This window comes from Pseudoalteromonas espejiana DSM 9414 (assembly GCF_002221525.1).
Lineage (GTDB): Bacteria > Pseudomonadota > Gammaproteobacteria > Enterobacterales > Alteromonadaceae > Pseudoalteromonas > Pseudoalteromonas espejiana.
Genome location: NZ_CP011028.1, coordinates 3,346,663 through 3,363,303 on the forward strand (window position 1 = coordinate 3,346,663; position 16,641 = coordinate 3,363,303).

The window sequence follows — 16,641 nt, forward strand, 5'->3', positions numbered from 1 at the left end:
AAGAAATAGTTCAAACGCTTGATGGCTTGCCTTTGGCGAGCCTCTAAAAATTAAATGTATTAACCCCGACTTACCTAAGCATATCCTAATAACGGACTAGAATATGAATGCCCATATAGAGCAATCTCACGCAACAGAATACTTTGCTAAAGAGCTAAGCTGGCTCTCGTTTAGTGAACGCGTGTTACAAGAAGCAAAAGACAAAAATAACCCAATTATTGAACGGATGCGCTTTTTAGGTATTTTTTCTAACAATTTAGATGAATTTTTTAGGGTACGTGTAGCAGATGTAAAGCGCAGAATTTTACTAAATAAGCTCCCTGATGCTAATTTTGAAGAAGATGAAATACTCCTAGCTGAAATACAAAAAAAAGTTCTACAACTTGGAAAAAAGTTTAACCAAATACATCAACTTGTTTTAAATGACCTAAACAACCACAACATCCACGTTAGTCGCCCTGATGAACTAAGTAAATTTCATTTAAATTGGTTAAAAAAATACTTTCATGACCATGTGCTACAACACACTTCCCCTATTTTACTTAACGAAAATAAAGATTACTCAGATTACATCAACGACACCATGACCTATCTATTTGTAGAAATGAGTGACGAAAAAAGCCATTACGCCATGCTTGAAGTACCTACGGATAGAGTTGAGCGGTTTATAAACCTACCACCAGAAAAAACACGCCGCCATAAAACCATTGTGATGCTTGATGATGTTATCTCTTATTTTTTAAATGATGTATTTAGTAGCTTTTTTTCGTTTAAAAGCATTGAAGGTTATGCAATAAAGTTAACGCGAGACGCACAGTACAATCTAGATGATGAACTAGAAGAAGGCCTGCTTGATAAAATGTCAAAGGGCTTAAAGCAGCGTATTTATGCTGAGCCTGTACGCCTTGTTTATGACGGGGCCATGCCTGAAGAAATGCTAAAAGTAATGAAAAAGCGCCTTGGTGTAACACACCATGATGCGCTTATTCCTGGCGGACGGTATCGTAACTTTAGAGACTTTATTGCATTTCCTAATGTAGGCCGCCAATATTTAGAAAACAAACCTTTACCTGCATTACAAAGTAGCGCATTTAATAAACACGCCAGTGTATTTGATGCTATTACCGAGCAAGACATTCTTCTTTACTACCCGTACCATACGTTTAACCATGTACTTGAATATGTACGCCAAGCAGCGTTTGATCCAAAGGTTACGCAAATTAAAGTAAACATTTACCGTGTAGCGAGTAAATCACGGCTCATATCGTCTTTAATTAATGCGGCTAAAAACGGCAAGCTGGTCACGGTTATGGTAGAGCTTAAAGCCCGCTTTGATGAGCAAAATAATATTGAATGGGCAAAACTGCTAAGTAGCGCAGGTATTAAAGTTATTTTTGGCATTCCGGCATTAAAGGTACACAGCAAGTTGTGTGTAGTACACCGTAAAGAAAAAGGCCATATAGTTAAATACGCGCATATTGGTACTGGTAACTTTCATGAAAAAACAGCAAAAATTTATACTGACTTTAGCCTGTTTACAAAGCACACCGGCATTTGTGAAGAAAGTGATAGTGTATTTAGGTTTATAGAAAGCAGCTATAAACCATTTAAATTTGACTATTTAATGCTCTCGCCTATTAATGCTCGCGAAACACTTCTTGCATTAATTGATAACGAAATTAAACACGTAGAAAACGCCAAGCCAGGTAAAATTACCGTAAAAATAAATAACCTGGTCGATAAAGAGCTAGTAGATAGGCTTTATCTTGCTGGGCGCATGGGCGTTAAAATTAGAATTATAGTACGGGGTATGTGCTCGCTCATTCCAGGCGTTGCTAAATTTAGCGACAATATTAAAGTGATTAGTATTGTCGATCGCTTCTTAGAGCATCCTCGGGTGATGGTGTTTGGCAATAACGGTGATGAAAAAGTATATATTTCTTCTGCCGATTGGATGACACGAAACCTAGATCACCGCGTTGAAGTAGGTGTGCCAATTTTAGACACCAAATTAAAACAACTCATAATTGATATATTAGAGCTACAATTTAAAGACCGCACTAAAGCACGCATTATAGATAGCGAGCAAAAAAATGCGTACGTAAGGCGAGGTAACCGCAAAAAAATACGCTCACAAATTGCTATTTACGATCACCTAAAAAAATGGGAACACAATTATAATAATGAATGATCATCCCTCTATTGCTGCTGTCGATTTAGGCTCAAATAGCTTTCACTTAGTGGTTGCACGAGAAGTAAATGGTACTTTGCAAATTCTTCATAAAGAAAAACAGCGCGTGTATTTAGCCGATGGCTTAGATGATAAGTTTCGCTTAAGCCAAGAGGCAATTGACCGAGCTTTAATTGTACTAAAGCAATTTGCTAAAACCCTGCAAGACTTTCCGGCCAGTAATGTAAAAGTAGCAGCTACCTACACTTTTAGGCGCGCTAAAAACATTAACGCGTTTTTAGCGCAAGCAAGTAGAGTGTTTCCTTTTCATATTGATGTAATAGCGGGGCAAGAAGAAGCACGGCTTATATACCAAGGTGTAGCGCATTATGTTCATAATGAAGAAAACCGCTTAGTAATCGATATTGGCGGAGGCAGCACCGAGCTTATAATAGGTAAGCATTTTAAGCATAAGCTTTTATCTAGCCGTAATATGGGATGTGTTAGCTTTACGAAGCAGTTTTTTAATGATGGGAACATAACCGCTAAACGCTTTAATAAAGCGCAAATAAGAGCCGAGCAAGAAATTGAAGCTATTTTTGCCAATTATGTTAGCGAAAACTGGCAAACTGTTATTGGCACCTCAGGCACAATTAAATCAATATTAGCGATGATTAGTGCCAAAAAGCCGCACCAACCAACGATCACCTTTAATGATTTACTCGAATTAAAGCAGCAATTTATAAGTACCAAAAAAATAGATAATTTAAATATTGAAGGGCTTACACCTGAGCGCCAACAAAGTATGTGCGGTGGTTTGGCTATTTTAATTGCTATATTTACTGAGTTTGCCATTAAAGAACTTACATACGGTGATTTTTCATTGCGTGAGGGCTTACTACACGAAATGCAACAAAAGCTTGCCGACAAAGACATACGCTCAAATACAATTAATAATTTAAGTGAGCGCTACACAGCAGATAAAGCCCATGGCGAGCGTGTAGCCGATACCGCTATTTGGTTATACAAGCAGCTAAAAAATGTGTGGCACTTAGATAATAACGATGATGTTGCCCTGCTTACTTGGGCCGCAAAGCTACACGAAATTGGTTTATCTATAAACTCTTCAGGTATTAATAAGCACAGCGCTTACATTGTTGCTAATAGCCAATTACCTGGCTTTACACAGCAAGAGCAGTTAATTTTAAGTTCGCTAATTCGCTTTTACCGTAAAAAAATTAAGCTAGATGAACTCCCTGAATTTTTAACTATTTCACAAAAGCATGTACTTAAATTAATTGTTATTCTGCGTTTAGCAATTTTGTTTAATCAAAAGCGGCAAGTTAGCCTAAAGCCAGATATGAAAATAAATGCCAGCAACTTGGGGGTATTTATAAATTTTTGCGATAACTACCTTCAAGAGCATACCTTGCTCCAAGCAGATTTAGCGCTAGAGCAACGCTATTTAAAAAAGGTAGGAATAGCGCTTGAATGCTCTTAAATAAAAAGCAGGGCGTTATGCACCCTGCTTTTATAGCTACATATCCATGTGGCGGTTAGAGCTTTGCATCATTTGTTTAATGCCTTGGTTTTCGAGTTCTAATATTTGCTCAAGCTTTTCTTTACCATTTTCTGTCTCTGCGCGCTCAAGTAAATATTCGTATAACTCAATAACTTTTTTATGCTGCTCGGTTAAATAGTTTTGAATTACTTTTTCATCAAACTCTTGGTCCTTACTAATATCTTTAAATGTAATAAGGTCTGGGTTGTCAGCAAAGTATTCGTAGCTATACGTATCTAACGTATTAATTTCTGTTATTGCTTTAAAGCCCACTAAATCTTCAGCCAGCTTTTTCTCATAATCTAAGTAGTAGCCCACTAGCATAGCGTTACGTTCGTCAAGTAACTCTTTAACGCTGTGAAAATTTGCCGCCATTTGTGTGTGAAATAAAACGGTCCAATCGTACACTTCTTTAATTGTTTTAACTTGCATGTGCATTCCTTACTAAGTTGACTGTATGCACTTAACGTTGCGTAAAGCATGCCAATATAAAATCAATAAAAAACAATGCATTAAAATATAAAAATAAACCCTAAGTAGAATTATTTGGTACAAGTTACAAAATACGGGTAATTTTTATAGAGCAATGTAAAGCGCATTGCCCTGTGTTTTTATTTAATAATATGCTGCTTTTTCCACAGTAAATACACCGCAGGTATTACCAATAAAGTAAGTATAATTGCACTGATCATGCCACCCACCATAGGCGCTGCTATACGGCTCATAATTTCGCTACCAGTACCGCTGCCATACAAAACAGGCAGCAAGCCAATAATAATGGTGGCCACTGTCATCATCACTGGGCGTACTCTAAGCCCAGCGCCCTGCACTATGGCTTTATGTAGTAGTAACACCGTAAATGGCTCACCTGTTTGCGCACTAAGCTCTCGCTGCTGCGTATAGGCCTGATTTAAATACACCAACATAATAACGCCAATTTCCACAGCTACACCCGCTAAGGCAATAAAACCAACCCCTACAGCCACCGAAAAGTTAAAGCCTTCAATATACATTAGCCAAATTCCACCAATCATTGCCAGTGGTAACGTGGCTAAAATAATGAATACCTCAGCAACACTTTTAAAATTAAGATAAAGCAGCACAACAATAATCGCTAAGGTAAGTGGTATAACATATGTTAACTTATCTTTTGCGCGTTGCATGTATTCATATTGACCCGCCCATGTAATTGAATACCCAGCGGGTAATTGCAAATTATCAGTAAGCACTTGCTGTGCACGTGCAACATAGCTGCCAATATCACTGCCTTTAATATCTATTAAACTCCAACCATTGAGCCGCGCATTTTCGCTTTTAATTCCTGCTGGGCCATCTTCAATAAACACATTAGCTACATCAGCAAGTGCAATGTGCTGCCCCATAGGCGTAATAATTGGCAATAGTTTTAGCGCTTCAGGAGAGTCTCTAAAACTTTGCGGGTAGCGCATGTTTACCGGATAACGTGCTTGGCCTTCAATGGTTTCGGTTACATTAGTGCCGCCTATTGCGGTGGCAACCACTTGCTGAATGTCGGCAATATTTAAGTTGTAACGAGCCGCTTTTTCGCGGTTTATATCAAGCTTAATATAGCGCCCTGCGGCCACTCGCTCAGAATAAACCGATGCTGTCCCGGGCACATTTTTTAATAATTGCTCTATTTGCTGTCCAATTTTTTGAATTTCATTCAAATTAGGCCCAGCAACCTTAATACCCACAGGTGTTTTAATTCCCGTTGCGAGCATATCAATACGCGTTTTTATTGGCATAACCCAGGCGTTAGTAAGCCCAGGAAACTTCACTAGGTTATCAAGCTCCTGTTTAAGCTTTTGCTTGGTCATGCCTGCGCGCCATTCAGATTGCGGTTTAAACTGTATAAAGGTTTCAATCATGGTTAATGGTGCCGGATCGGTGGCCGTTTCGGCGCGGCCAATTTTGCCAAATACAGTTTTAACTTCGGGTACTGTGGCTATGAGCTTATCGGTTTGCTGTAAAATTTTTCGTGCTTCACCGATTGAAAGCCCAGGGTAAGTTGTAGGCATATACATCAAATCGCCTTCATCGAGTAAAGGAATAAACTCGCTGCCCATTTTATTTACCGGATAAAAGCCAATCACAGTGGTAATAAAGGCTATAGCCAACGTACTTTTAGGAAATTTAAGCACTGTATTTAATAGTGGCTTGTAGCCTGCAACTAAAATCCGGTTAACTGGGTTTTTGTGCTCAGGTATCACTTTGCCACGAATAAAATACCCCATTAGTACGGGCACTAAGGTGATTGCTAAACCGGCAGCGGCTGCCATTGCATAAGTTTTAGTGTACGCAAGTGGCGAAAACATACGCCCTTCTTGCGCTTCTAAAATAAATACTGGCATAAAACTAACAGTAATAATAAGTAAGCTAAAAAATAATGCTGGCCCAACTTCGCTTGCCGATTTAGCCACTACTTGCCAACGGTTATGATGAGTAAGAGGCGTTTTTTCCATATGCTTATGCATATTTTCTATCATTACAATTGCGCCGTCGGTCATAGCACCAATGGCAATTGCAATCCCCCCTAACGACATAATATTTGCATTAACGCCTTGCCAATACATCACTATAAACGCAATTAATATGCCCATTGGCAACGTAATAATAGCCACCAGCGATGAGCGCACATGAAACAAAAACACCACACACACCAAAGCCACAATAATTAGCTCTTCGAGTAATTTACTGCTGAGGTTATCAACGGCATTTGTTATTAAGTTTGAGCGGTCGTACACAGGGATTATTTCAACGCCCTTTGGCAACCCTTGCTTTAATAGCTTAAGCTTTGCTTTTACGCGCGCTATAGTTTGCTGTGCGTTTTCGCCGTAACGCATAACCACGATGCCACCGGCCACTTCTCCTTCGCCATTAAGCTCGGCAATACCTCTGCGCATTTTTGGGCCAGTACGTATATCTGCCACATCGCGTAGCTGTAATGCACTTCCGCTTGAGTTAACACCTAACGGAATCGCTTCTAAATCGGCAACACCTTTTATATAGCCTGTACTGGTAACCATGTACTCAGCTTCAGCCATTTCGATTACCGACGCACCGGTTTCTTGGTTGCCTTGGCTAATCGCGGTTTGAATTAAACTAAGTGGAATGCCATAAGCACGTAACTTATTTGGATCTACAACAACTTGATATTGCTTAACCATGCCGCCTACTGCAGCTACCTCAGATACACCTTCTACACTTTGTAATTCAAACTTTAAAAACCAATCTTGCAAGCTGCGTAGCTGGCTTATATTTAGCTGATTTTTTTTATCAACGAGTGCATATAAATATACCCAGCCAACGCCTGTTGCATCTGGACCTAACTCTGCTGTAGCGTTACTTGGTAATCGGTTGGCTACTTGGCTTAAATATTCTTGTACTCGGCTGCGCGCCCAGTAAAGATCGGTTTTTTCATCAAAAATAATATACACATAAGAATCACCAAAAAACGAGAATCCACGTACTGTTTTTGCCCCAGGTACCGAAAGCATTGCAGAGGTAAGTGGGAAGGTCACTTGGTCTTGCACCACTTGCGGTGCTTGCCCAGGGTATGATGTTTTTACAATAACTTGCACGTCAGATAAATCGGGCAGTGCATCAACTGGGGTATGCTTTACACTGTAAATACCCGCACCACAAACTATGGCACTCAGTAACAATACAAAAAACCGATTAACTACAGACCAGCGAATAATAGCGGCTATCATAATTATTCCCCGTGCTTAGCGTGATCAGCAGCGCTTTTACTGTCTGGCATAATAGCAATATGGCTTATTACAAATTCACCATCAATAATACTAAAAGTAAAATGCACTAATTGGTTCGCTTTTAAGGTACTAATATCAAGCTCTTTGGCTGCATAAAAGTCCATGGTAGCGGGCCCTCTCCCCCATTTAGGAATGGCTTCGCGGCTAATATTTATTAATCGCTGGGTTTTATTTATATTATTGATGACTCCATTTACCATGGCTGTTTGTTGCTGTTTTGGCATATCCATTTTTGCCATGCTATTCGTTGTATTTTTATTATCTGGGCGCATGCGCTTAAAGTCAGATGCTTTACTCGACTCAGAATCTATTAAAAACTGAGCGGCCGTTACTATAAGGTCATTTTTCATAATGCCTGAGACAATAACGGCTTCGGTTTGTGTAATTTGCCCTACATTTACTTCAACAGATTTAAAGTGACCTTCCCCTAAAGCAAGCACTACTCTATTTTGCGTACCCGTGCGAATAAGTGCCTGCTTAGGAATAACCATTTGAGGTAAATTACTTTGTGTGTGAATGCTTACTTGTGCAAACATATTTGGCTTAAGTTGCTTACTCGTATTTTCAAAGCGAAGCCTGACCCGTAAGGTCCGGTTTTTATCGCTAAGTGCGGGGTAAATATAATCAACAACCCCTTGCCACTGCTGCCCTTTGGCATAATCGAGTGTCATAGTAACCGGTAGGCCCGTTGTTACTTGGTTTGCTTGGCGCTCAAATACTTCGGCCTCTACCCATACTTCATCTAACTTAGCGATGCTCATCATAGAAGTGCCAGGCTTTACATAAAACCCTTCACGAATATTTAGCTCATCAAGTACGCCACTTTGGCGAGCGTAAAAAGTAATGTTTTGCATCACTTTTTTATTTTGTTGTAAGCGTTTAATAAAACCAGCAGAAACATTAAGCGATTCAAGCCGTGCTTTTGCAGCTCGTATTAGCACTTTATTGTTTCTATTTACTGCTAATAAAAACTCCTCCTGAGCGTTAACAAGTTGCGGAGAATACAATGTATATAATGGCTCGCCCGCTTTAACCGGTTCGCCTTGTGCTTTTACAAATAATGTTTCAACCCAACCCTCTACCCGAGGGTGAATATGCGTTAATTGATCTTGATTGTATTGCACATACCCCACGGTTTTAATATCACTTTGCACAACTTTAAATTCTACCTTGCTTGTTTTTACGCCTAAGTTGTTTATCACTTGTGGGGAGATAGTCACTGTACCTGGGCTACTGCTGCTATTGTTTTCATAAACAGGAACCAGCTCCATACCCATTGGTGAAAGCCCAGGCTCTGCGCGCCGGTAATTACTATCCATTGGCGCTACCCAATACAAAGGTTTATTTTGCTTATTGGGCACAGCAGCACGACTGTGCTTCCCCTCATACACCAGTAAACTAGTCGCTGCAAACATTATTCCTGCGCCTATTAACAGCGCCACAAGGCATTTTAAATTAGTACTCATAGCTATCTCCTTGCAACTCAGCCATTACCGCAGTATCTAAACTGGCAGCATAATAATTAAGGCGGGCAATAATAATGTGTTTATCTATTTGAATATTTAGCGCGTCAATTTTGGCGGTTAATTCACTAATACGCGCTCGCATTACATCTGAAAAATCACCATCATCGCGGGTATATGCATTTAGAGTTGCCTGCGCCTGCTGCGACATTTGTGGTAGTAATGTATTTTGATAAAGTGCATTGCGCTGTTCTATGCGCGCCAGTTGGCTAAATTCTTTAAGGTACATTCCTTTTAAGTTTTGCAGTGCCACGCGTTTTTCGGTTTTTGTTGCCTCGGCATTTGCTATAGCCGCTTTAACTTGTTGATCTTGCCTGTTATCTGTAAATAACGGTAAATCAACACTCACTCCTACCGAGAGTAAATCTGCACGCGAATCCCCAGCTTGAGTATCGGCTCTGTAGCCATACCCCATATTTACACCCAACTGCGGCTTATAACTTTGTTTTGCTAGGTTTATTTGCGTGACCTTAGCGGTTACGTTTTGCTCTATAGCAACAATAGCAGGATGGGCCATAAGTAATTGTATTAATTCATCAAACGCTAAATTATTAAAATCAATTAAAGGGTTGGGCTTTTTAAACTCATTACTTAAAGGACGCTGTAACCAATGCATAGGAAGCCACTGTGCTAAACCTTGCTTAGCCGCATCTAATTGCTGAGCTAATACAATAAGTTTATCTTCAAGGCGGGTGAGCTCTAATTGCGAGCGAATAATATCTTGCTGGCGTGTTTTACCTAAGCTGCTTGAGTAGCTTGCCTCGGTCACCTCTATAAGTTGGGTAAATAAGGTTTTATCTTGCTTAATAAGGACAATACTTTGCTGAGCCCTATATGCATTAAGCCATAACTCCATTACGGTCGCTTTTACTTGTGCTTTTCGTTGTGCTCTTAACCATGGATGTTGCTGGACTTGCTCATTAATAACCTGCTGACTTAGCGCTAAACTATTACCACGGCTAAATTTTTGGCTTATATCGAGCTTAAGTTGAGTCATGTTTTCTTGATCAAACGCATAACCGTTAACCGGTAAGCTTTGCATACCAAGGCTTAATACAGGGTCTGGCAATGTGCCAGCTGCAATACTTTGTGCTTTAGCGGCTATTTGCTTTTGTTTGCTAGCACTAAGCCAAGGCTCGTTATTAAGCGCATAATTAACCGTGTCGGTTAAATTAAGTGTTGTTGTATTTGTAACTACAACGCTATTTGCACTGCTATTAAACACAGCGCCAAATAAGCTACTACTGAGTAATACAGCGTTAAAAAATACTCTGCGGGTCATTACCTGCTCCATCTAAAATTAAAAATAAAACTTTAAATTAAGAGGCAGAAAAGGCGTTTAAGCGGGAAATTCCTAAATTTTATTTACACCTATCCTGCATTTAGGCAAACATAGGAGGGCGAAACAAGGTACTTGCAGGCGGCAGTGCAACCCCCAAATTGAGTTGAGTTACTTTTTCTGTAGGTAATGCAAACGCGTTAAATATAGCGTAGTAAGTTAAAATAGAGCTACCGCCACAGCCATTTATTGGGCAATGGCAATCATTGTTGCTAGGTTCTTCATCGCAGCAGTCCATCTGCATTGTATCGGTATGCTCACTTGGCATGGCGTGGTGCTCTGCATGACTAGCAGAGGCTCCCATGTGCGGCATCTCACATTCCACAGAAACAGACGCAACCGCTTGCCCAACAAACGTGAGTAGCATAACGACGAGTAAAAATGAGGAATTAAAACGCTGCAAAACAAAGCCTTTAAAATAACATGCGCCGTAATGATATTTGAGTTACTAAGGTAACTCAAATAATTAATTTTCTTTACTTGGGGTTTTAATCTGGCTGCTGGCTAAAATAGCAAAAATACAATACGCACTAAAATACCAAAAGCCTTCACCAAAGCGACTATGCATAATGAGTAAGTCGTTACTTTGGCCATGTGCGTTACCAGCTAAATAAGTCACTATTAGTGCAATAACAAATACATCCACCATGCTCCATTTACTTAGCGCGCAAATAACGACCCCTAATTTATTTTTAAATGCGCTTAATGGTAAACAGCAATACAGTAGCTGCATAAGTAGCTTTAAGCTTGGGATCACAATAGAAAATAGCCCAACTAATGCCGCAACAAATAAGTTATTATTACTGGCCAGTTCGTTAACGGTACCCCAAATACTTTGCGTTTTACTGTAAGCGCTTATTTCACCCTCAAGCTTATCTAGCCCGAGCATATTAGAAAACATCATTAACATACTGCGGGTACGGCCATCGCCCTCTTCTGCTAGCATCTCTATGCCAGCTTTGGCTAATTGCGATTTATCAATGTTGCCTTCAATAGATAAAACCGGCTTGGTAATACCTGGAAACAATAACCCTAGTGCAATAACAATACTTAAAATAGATAACCAATTACGCATGTTTAATCTGAAATAGCCTCAATAATTTCGTCACTATACAGCACAGCATCAAGCACGAAATTAAAAATATGCCCAATGCGTAAGTCACTATTAATTTTTGGCATCAAGCTCGCTATCTGGTCCATATCATCAAGTTCAAAAGCTTTGATTAGTAAAAGGCTTTCGCCAAGTATTCCTTCGTTATTTAATAGCGCCTCTGAAATAACAGCATCAAGCGAGAACTCTTTTACAATGGTTTTTAAGTCAGTATCTAAAATGGCATCTAATACTGAAAACAACCCAACTAGATACCCCTGCTCAGATAATTTTGAGTCGTTTTGCCTAAGCATTAAAAAAATAAACTGCGCCCTTGTAAGCGCTAATTTAGTAAGTTCAGTTGGCTTTTCAACGCCTAATTCACTCAAGGCTAAAACCCGAACAAACTGCCTTATGCTATCTTCGCCCAAATACACAACCGCCTGCGAAATAGACGTAATAGTAAGGTTAGTATTTCCTGAGCGCGCATTGGCTAATTTTAAAACGCGAGCTGTAATGGCAACATCGCGTGCAACTCGCTGATGTATTTCTTCAAAGCAAAGTGACGCTTTTGCCGTAAAACGCAGTAAATCAAATACAATTAATTTCGAGGGCTCTACACCGTTATAGGTAATCATCTCTGGGCGTGCAAAAAAGTAACCCTGAAATAAATCACAGCCGGCTTGCTTTAGTGAATGAAACTGCTCATGTGTTTCAATACGCTCAACAATAATTTTGGCATGAGGGTTAGCGCGCTTAATTTTTTTTATGCGCATGTTTGTTTTAATTGCTACATCGTCCATTTCAATTTTGATGTAGTCAACATGCACTAACAAAGGCTCCCATTTATCATCGCCATCATAATCGTCTAAAGCAAAAATATACCCTTCTTGCTTTAGCTCTTGAACTCGATTAGCGACCTCGGCAATTTTATTAGTGCGTTCGACAATTTCAATAACGCTATTTTGTGGTACCAGTAATTTTGGAAAATTCTCTAAAATAGTGCTTGAAGACAAGTTTATAAACGCTAATTGGTGTGCCGTAAGCTTATCTAGGCCAAGTAACATTAACGAGTTAAAAAACAAACGACTTGTAGCTTGTTCATCAGATGTACCAACAGGAAATGCATTATGAGCAGAATCACGATAAAGCAACTCGTAAGCAAATACATTTTGCTCAACATCAAATATGGGTTGCCTGGCAACAAACTGGGTGAGCTTTTGCCCGTCTTTAATAATATTAGTGGGATTCACTTAATTTAAACCTATTAAATTTGACGTTGTTTATTACAATTAAGATCTACACTGTAATTCAACTTGTATAATAATTATATAGCCATAATGCACCAGTGTTGCAATTACAGCGAAATTGCATAACACTCAAAATTAAAGTTTAGCAAAGGTTACTTATTTGTTTTTTTTAAAATTGTTTTTACCTTTATTTATTTTGCAACTCGCTACTTTTGCCTTTGCAAAATCTAATTCTGCTGTACTGAAATACAACGTCAGTGCATCGGGAAACCATTACCCTTTTTACACCAGTAATCCACTAAAGCCTGGTATTTTACCTGAAGTAATAACAGCTATAATGGCGCAGGCCGAGATCACTGCAAACCATGTTGATTTACCAACTAAACGTATAACCAAATACTTAGAAAATGAATATATAGATTTTGATGTAATCACCTTAAAGTGGTTACCCGAAAAAGAGCGAAACAATCCGCGTTTTATTTTTTCCGATCCGATCATTCCTGCCACTGAAATGATAGTGGCCCTTCCTGAACAAGTCGCACAATTTCAAAGTAAGCAAAGCCTATACGGTAAAAACGTAGGCACAGTGTTAGGTTACTATTACCATGATGACGAGCTGTTTAATCGAGTAGACTTCCCTTCAGAAAAAGAGCTCATGCTCGCACTTGCCCGAAAACGTATTGATGTTGCCATTATGGGAATACACACCGCGGTTTACTGGTCTAAGCAGCTCAATGTAAAAACAGAGTTTGGCGCCGAACACTCCCATGGGTATTTAAGAGTGCGTTTACTTGCCAAACACAAGGCTTTACTACCAAAAGTTAACCAAGCACTTGAACACTTACACAGCAGTGGCTTTATAAAAAGCATTGAAAATAAGTATATTGAACATATACCCTCACAAATTATAAGGGATTAGTATCCTAGGATGGGTTTGCTAGGGTATAATACGCGCAAATGTAAACCTCTCCTGATATAAGAAAGCCTTATGAGTATTGAAAAAGCCCTAATCGAACGTAGCAACAACCAATGTGAGCTATGTGCTGCAACCGACAATTTATCTGTTTACGAAGTGCCACCGGTTACAGAAACCCACTCTGATAAGTGCATTTACACATGCCAAACATGTAAAGATCAAATACAAAACGATAGCGAGCTTACACCAACCCATTGGCACTGCCTCAACGACAGTATGTGGAGCCAAACTCCGGCTGTACAAGTTGTTGCATACCGAATGTTAGCACGCTTAGCCGCCGATAATGGCTGGGCACAAGATGCCCTTGATATGATTTACCTAGAAGAAGATACCCTTGCCTGGGCTAAAAAAGCACTTGCTGAAGATGACGATATAAAACACGTTGATAGCAACGGCGTAGTACTTCAAGCAGGCGATACCGTTACACTTATAAAAGATTTAGATGTAAAAGGCAGCAGCCTAACCGCTAAACGAGGCACTGCAGTACGCAACATTGGCCTAACCAGCAACCCTGAGCACATTGAAGGGAGAGTTGACGGTCAACGTATTGTTATTTTAACTAAATTTGTAAAAAAATAACTGCTTTGTATAAACTCTAAGGCGCAATAGCGCCTTTTTTTATGCAAAAAAATTAAGCCATTATTAAGCTCTTTCCCCCTACACTCATTGCTAATATGGGAATAAGGAACATAAACATGGCCAAGCAACAATTTCAGTTTCAAAAGCGTACATTATCAAGCCTAGGTCTTTTAGCACTTAGCGCTTTTACATTAGCCGGCTGTGAAAAGCCCGTTAACGAATCTCAACACACAGCACAAGAAAAAACCGTAAGAGGCCTTACTACGCTAGTTAACTATAGTGATAGCAGTAAACCACGCCCAGGTTCGCAACTAATTGTTACGCTTTCTGATGTATCAAAAGCCGATGTAACAGCCGAAATAATAACCCAGCAAGTGGTTGATATTAATAAAGCCCCTCCGTATACAGTGGAGCTAGTTTACGATGCCCATAATATTCATAACAAAAACCGTTATAGCCTAACAGCAAGAATAATTAACAAAGACAAAGTACTTTACACCAGCACTACACAGTACGACCCATTTAAAAGCGCCCAATCTGGCGTTCCTCACGAAATTGAACTAGATAAAGTCGCAGAGAAAAAAGCCGATGTTACTCTCACAAACACATACTGGAAAGCCGTTACAATTAATGCGCAAGCAGTAAGTGTTAGAACCAAAGAGCCATTTATTCAATTAGATAAAGATAACCGCGTTAACGGCTTTTTAGGGTGTAACAGTGTTAGTGGAAGCTATAGCACAGAGCAACAATCTATATCATTTAGTCAATTAGCCAGTACAAAAAAGATGTGCTCAGAAAACATGGAGCAAGAAACCGCCATGTTAAACGTGCTCAACAACACTAAAAACTGGGCAATTACAGGTGAGTCTTTACAATTAAAAGACAGCAGTAACACCACACTTGCAACGTTTAATGCCGTGTATTTCAACTAACAAATACACTAGGGCGTGTTGATCTTTGATGGTTGAATTTGCAGCAGCATGTTTGGTTTTTAGGCAAGGCAGAGCCTATGAAGTGTGGTTATTCCACATAAATAGGCGATAACGCAGCATAAATGCCAAACATGCGCTGCCCTTCGGGTTCTGCCTAGGGGCGATAAACTCTTTGTTGCCTACATGGATGTAGGTAAGGGGCGTGAGCAGGACGCGGAAGCTTTACTCGGCTTTTACTTAGCCCACTAGATTACAAACCTCGCGCCGCGATTTAATCGCCCCTAGATTGAACAAACTTCAATCCGCAAAGGTCAACACGCCCTAAACCACACGTATAAAAAAGCCCAGTTGAACTGGGCTTTTTAGTGCTCGTATTTAAATACAGCCACATATTATTCGTCTACTAGCTGCTCGCTTCGATAAAAGCCGCTAGGTTTACTTAAAAGCTTAACTAACTCAGGTAGCACGTTATCCATTGTTTGCTTTAACTTCCACGGCGGGTTAATTACTATCATGCCTGATGCGGTCATACCGTGTACGTCGGTATCAGCCTCAGTACCTAGCTCAAATAATTGAATATTACGCATACCAGAATCAATAAGGCCTTGTTCCATATTATTGATACGCTCTCTATCTACAACAGGATACCAAATCATGTAAGTACCTGTAGCAAAACGTTGATGCGCCTTTGTCAGTGTACTAATTACTGTGTCGTAATCGTCTTTAATTTCGTATGGCGGGTCAATAAGCACACATGCTCGGCGCGAAGCTGGTGGCAATAAGGCAATTAAACCTGCAAAACCGTTTTCGCCTCTTACACGGATAGAGCGCTTACCTTGCATGTTTTCTTCAAGTAATACTAAGTCGCGCGGATGCAACTCAAAAAACCAGCCTTTATCTTGGCGGCGTAAGTAATGCTCAGCAATTTTTGGTGAGCCCGGGTAAAAAGCTAAATCGTCAGATTCGTTGAACGATTTAATTAATTCAATATAATCGTTTAGTGCTGCATGCTCACTGGTATGTTGCCAAAGTTTAGCAATGCCATCTTTGTATTCTTGTGTTTTTTGCGCATCTGATGAGCTCAACTCAAAAAAGCCTGCACCTGAGTGAGTATCTATGTAGTCGAGTGGTTTGTCTTTTATTGTTTGGTATTGAAGTACCTGTGCAAGTACTAAATGTTTAAGCACATCGGCAGGGTTACCTGCATGAAAAGAGTGTCTGTAACTAAGCATTGTTAATTTTCGCTATACGCAATTAATATCGGCAGTGAACCATAAGCACTGTATTTTGGCAACCTATACACCGCTTGGCGATAAGTTAAGTGAACCATTTCTGAACGAAAAAGCCCGCTCCCTGAATTATCACTTAATAAACAATAAAAATCAGCTAAAACCGCCGTAAATGCTGGCAAAACAATACACTTTGCT

13 protein-coding genes are annotated in these 16,641 nt (G+C 39.8%); 5 read left to right on the top strand and 8 right to left on the bottom strand.

Features of this window, described 5'->3' with window-relative positions; genetic code table 11:
• Positions 1-103 precede the first annotated feature (103 nt).
• Together ppk1 and ppx are read left to right on the top strand one after the other, a co-directional pair.
• Positions 104-2,191, top strand: coding sequence for a polyphosphate kinase 1 (gene ppk1, locus PESP_RS15195; RefSeq protein WP_089348785.1), 2,088 nt, complete (start codon positions 104-106; stop codon positions 2,189-2,191).
• Positions 2,184-3,671 carry an exopolyphosphatase gene (gene ppx, locus PESP_RS15200; protein ID WP_089348786.1) on the top strand — a complete coding sequence of 496 codons (1,488 nt, stop codon included), beginning with the start codon at positions 2,184-2,186 and terminating at the stop codon, positions 3,669-3,671. Before ppk1 ends, ppx begins: the two co-directional genes overlap by 8 nt.
• Before the next feature lie 36 nt (positions 3,672-3,707).
• On the opposite strand, the gene PESP_RS15205 is transcribed toward ppx, so the two are convergent.
• The 7 genes from PESP_RS15205 to PESP_RS15235 all read right to left on the bottom strand — a co-directional run bounded on the left by PESP_RS15205 (position 3,708) and on the right by PESP_RS15235 (position 12,730).
• The gene (locus tag PESP_RS15205) at positions 3,708-4,163 is read right to left on the bottom strand and encodes a hypothetical protein (protein WP_089348787.1); all 456 of its coding nucleotides are present in this window, start codon (positions 4,161-4,163) and stop codon (positions 3,708-3,710) included.
• Between the two features lie 179 nt (positions 4,164-4,342).
• Positions 4,343-7,465, bottom strand: coding sequence for an efflux RND transporter permease subunit (locus tag PESP_RS15210; RefSeq protein ID WP_089348788.1), 3,123 nt, complete (start codon positions 7,463-7,465; stop codon positions 4,343-4,345).
• A 2-nt stretch (positions 7,466-7,467) separates the two neighbouring features.
• Positions 7,468-8,991, bottom strand: a complete 1,524-nt coding sequence (locus PESP_RS15215) for an efflux RND transporter periplasmic adaptor subunit (protein WP_089348789.1) — start codon at positions 8,989-8,991, stop codon at positions 7,468-7,470.
• Complete coding sequence (locus tag PESP_RS15220) at positions 8,981-10,330, bottom strand: TolC family protein (RefSeq protein WP_089348790.1); 1,350 nt, start codon at positions 10,328-10,330, stop codon at positions 8,981-8,983. Before PESP_RS15220 ends, PESP_RS15215 begins: the two co-directional genes overlap by 11 nt.
• A gap of 100 nt (positions 10,331-10,430) precedes the next feature.
• The gene (locus tag PESP_RS15225) at positions 10,431-10,790 is read right to left on the bottom strand and encodes a hypothetical protein (RefSeq protein ID WP_245852093.1); all 360 of its coding nucleotides are present in this window, start codon (positions 10,788-10,790) and stop codon (positions 10,431-10,433) included.
• A gap of 63 nt (positions 10,791-10,853) precedes the next feature.
• Complete coding sequence (locus PESP_RS15230) at positions 10,854-11,462, bottom strand: paraquat-inducible protein A (protein ID WP_089348791.1); 609 nt, start codon at positions 11,460-11,462, stop codon at positions 10,854-10,856.
• Between the two features lie 2 nt (positions 11,463-11,464).
• The gene (locus tag PESP_RS15235; RefSeq protein ID WP_089348792.1) at positions 11,465-12,730 is read right to left on the bottom strand and encodes an EAL and HDOD domain-containing protein; all 1,266 of its coding nucleotides are present in this window, start codon (positions 12,728-12,730) and stop codon (positions 11,465-11,467) included.
• Between the two features lie 157 nt (positions 12,731-12,887).
• Between PESP_RS15235 and PESP_RS15240 the strand changes: the two genes are divergently transcribed.
• From PESP_RS15240 to PESP_RS15250, 3 genes are all read left to right on the top strand, one after another.
• Positions 12,888-13,646, top strand: a complete 759-nt coding sequence (locus PESP_RS15240) for a substrate-binding periplasmic protein (protein WP_089348793.1) — start codon at positions 12,888-12,890, stop codon at positions 13,644-13,646.
• Between the two features lie 69 nt (positions 13,647-13,715).
• Positions 13,716-14,282, top strand: coding sequence for a PhnA domain-containing protein (locus tag PESP_RS15245; RefSeq protein ID WP_089348794.1), 567 nt, complete (start codon positions 13,716-13,718; stop codon positions 14,280-14,282).
• Between the two features lie 116 nt (positions 14,283-14,398).
• A complete protein-coding gene (locus PESP_RS15250; RefSeq protein ID WP_089348795.1) occupies positions 14,399-15,214 on the top strand; it encodes an META domain-containing protein in 816 nt (271 codons plus the stop codon).
• Positions 15,215-15,606: 392 nt separating this feature from the next.
• Here the strand turns inward: PESP_RS15250 and PESP_RS15255 are convergent, their stop codons facing one another.
• A complete protein-coding gene (locus PESP_RS15255) occupies positions 15,607-16,446 on the bottom strand; it encodes a 23S rRNA (adenine(2030)-N(6))-methyltransferase RlmJ (RefSeq protein WP_089348796.1) in 840 nt (279 codons plus the stop codon).
• Positions 16,447-16,641 lie beyond the last annotated feature (195 nt).

Coding starts and splice junctions, on each gene's coding strand:
- ppk1 (WP_089348785.1), top strand. CDS start 104: ATGAATGCCCATATAGAGCAATCTCACGCAACAGAATACTTTGCTAAA.
- ppx (WP_089348786.1), top strand. CDS start 2,184: ATGAATGATCATCCCTCTATTGCTGCTGTCGATTTAGGCTCAAATAGC.
- PESP_RS15205 (WP_089348787.1), bottom strand. CDS start 4,163: ATGCAAGTTAAAACAATTAAAGAAGTGTACGATTGGACCGTTTTATTT.
- PESP_RS15210 (WP_089348788.1), bottom strand. CDS start 7,465: ATGATAGCCGCTATTATTCGCTGGTCTGTAGTTAATCGGTTTTTTGTA.
- PESP_RS15215 (WP_089348789.1), bottom strand. CDS start 8,991: ATGAGTACTAATTTAAAATGCCTTGTGGCGCTGTTAATAGGCGCAGGA.
- PESP_RS15220 (WP_089348790.1), bottom strand. CDS start 10,330: ATGACCCGCAGAGTATTTTTTAACGCTGTATTACTCAGTAGTAGCTTA.
- PESP_RS15230 (WP_089348791.1), bottom strand. CDS start 11,462: ATGCGTAATTGGTTATCTATTTTAAGTATTGTTATTGCACTAGGGTTA.
- PESP_RS15245 (WP_089348794.1), top strand. CDS start 13,716: ATGAGTATTGAAAAAGCCCTAATCGAACGTAGCAACAACCAATGTGAG.
- PESP_RS15250 (WP_089348795.1), top strand. CDS start 14,399: ATGGCCAAGCAACAATTTCAGTTTCAAAAGCGTACATTATCAAGCCTA.
- PESP_RS15255 (WP_089348796.1), bottom strand. CDS start 16,446: ATGCTTAGTTACAGACACTCTTTTCATGCAGGTAACCCTGCCGATGTG.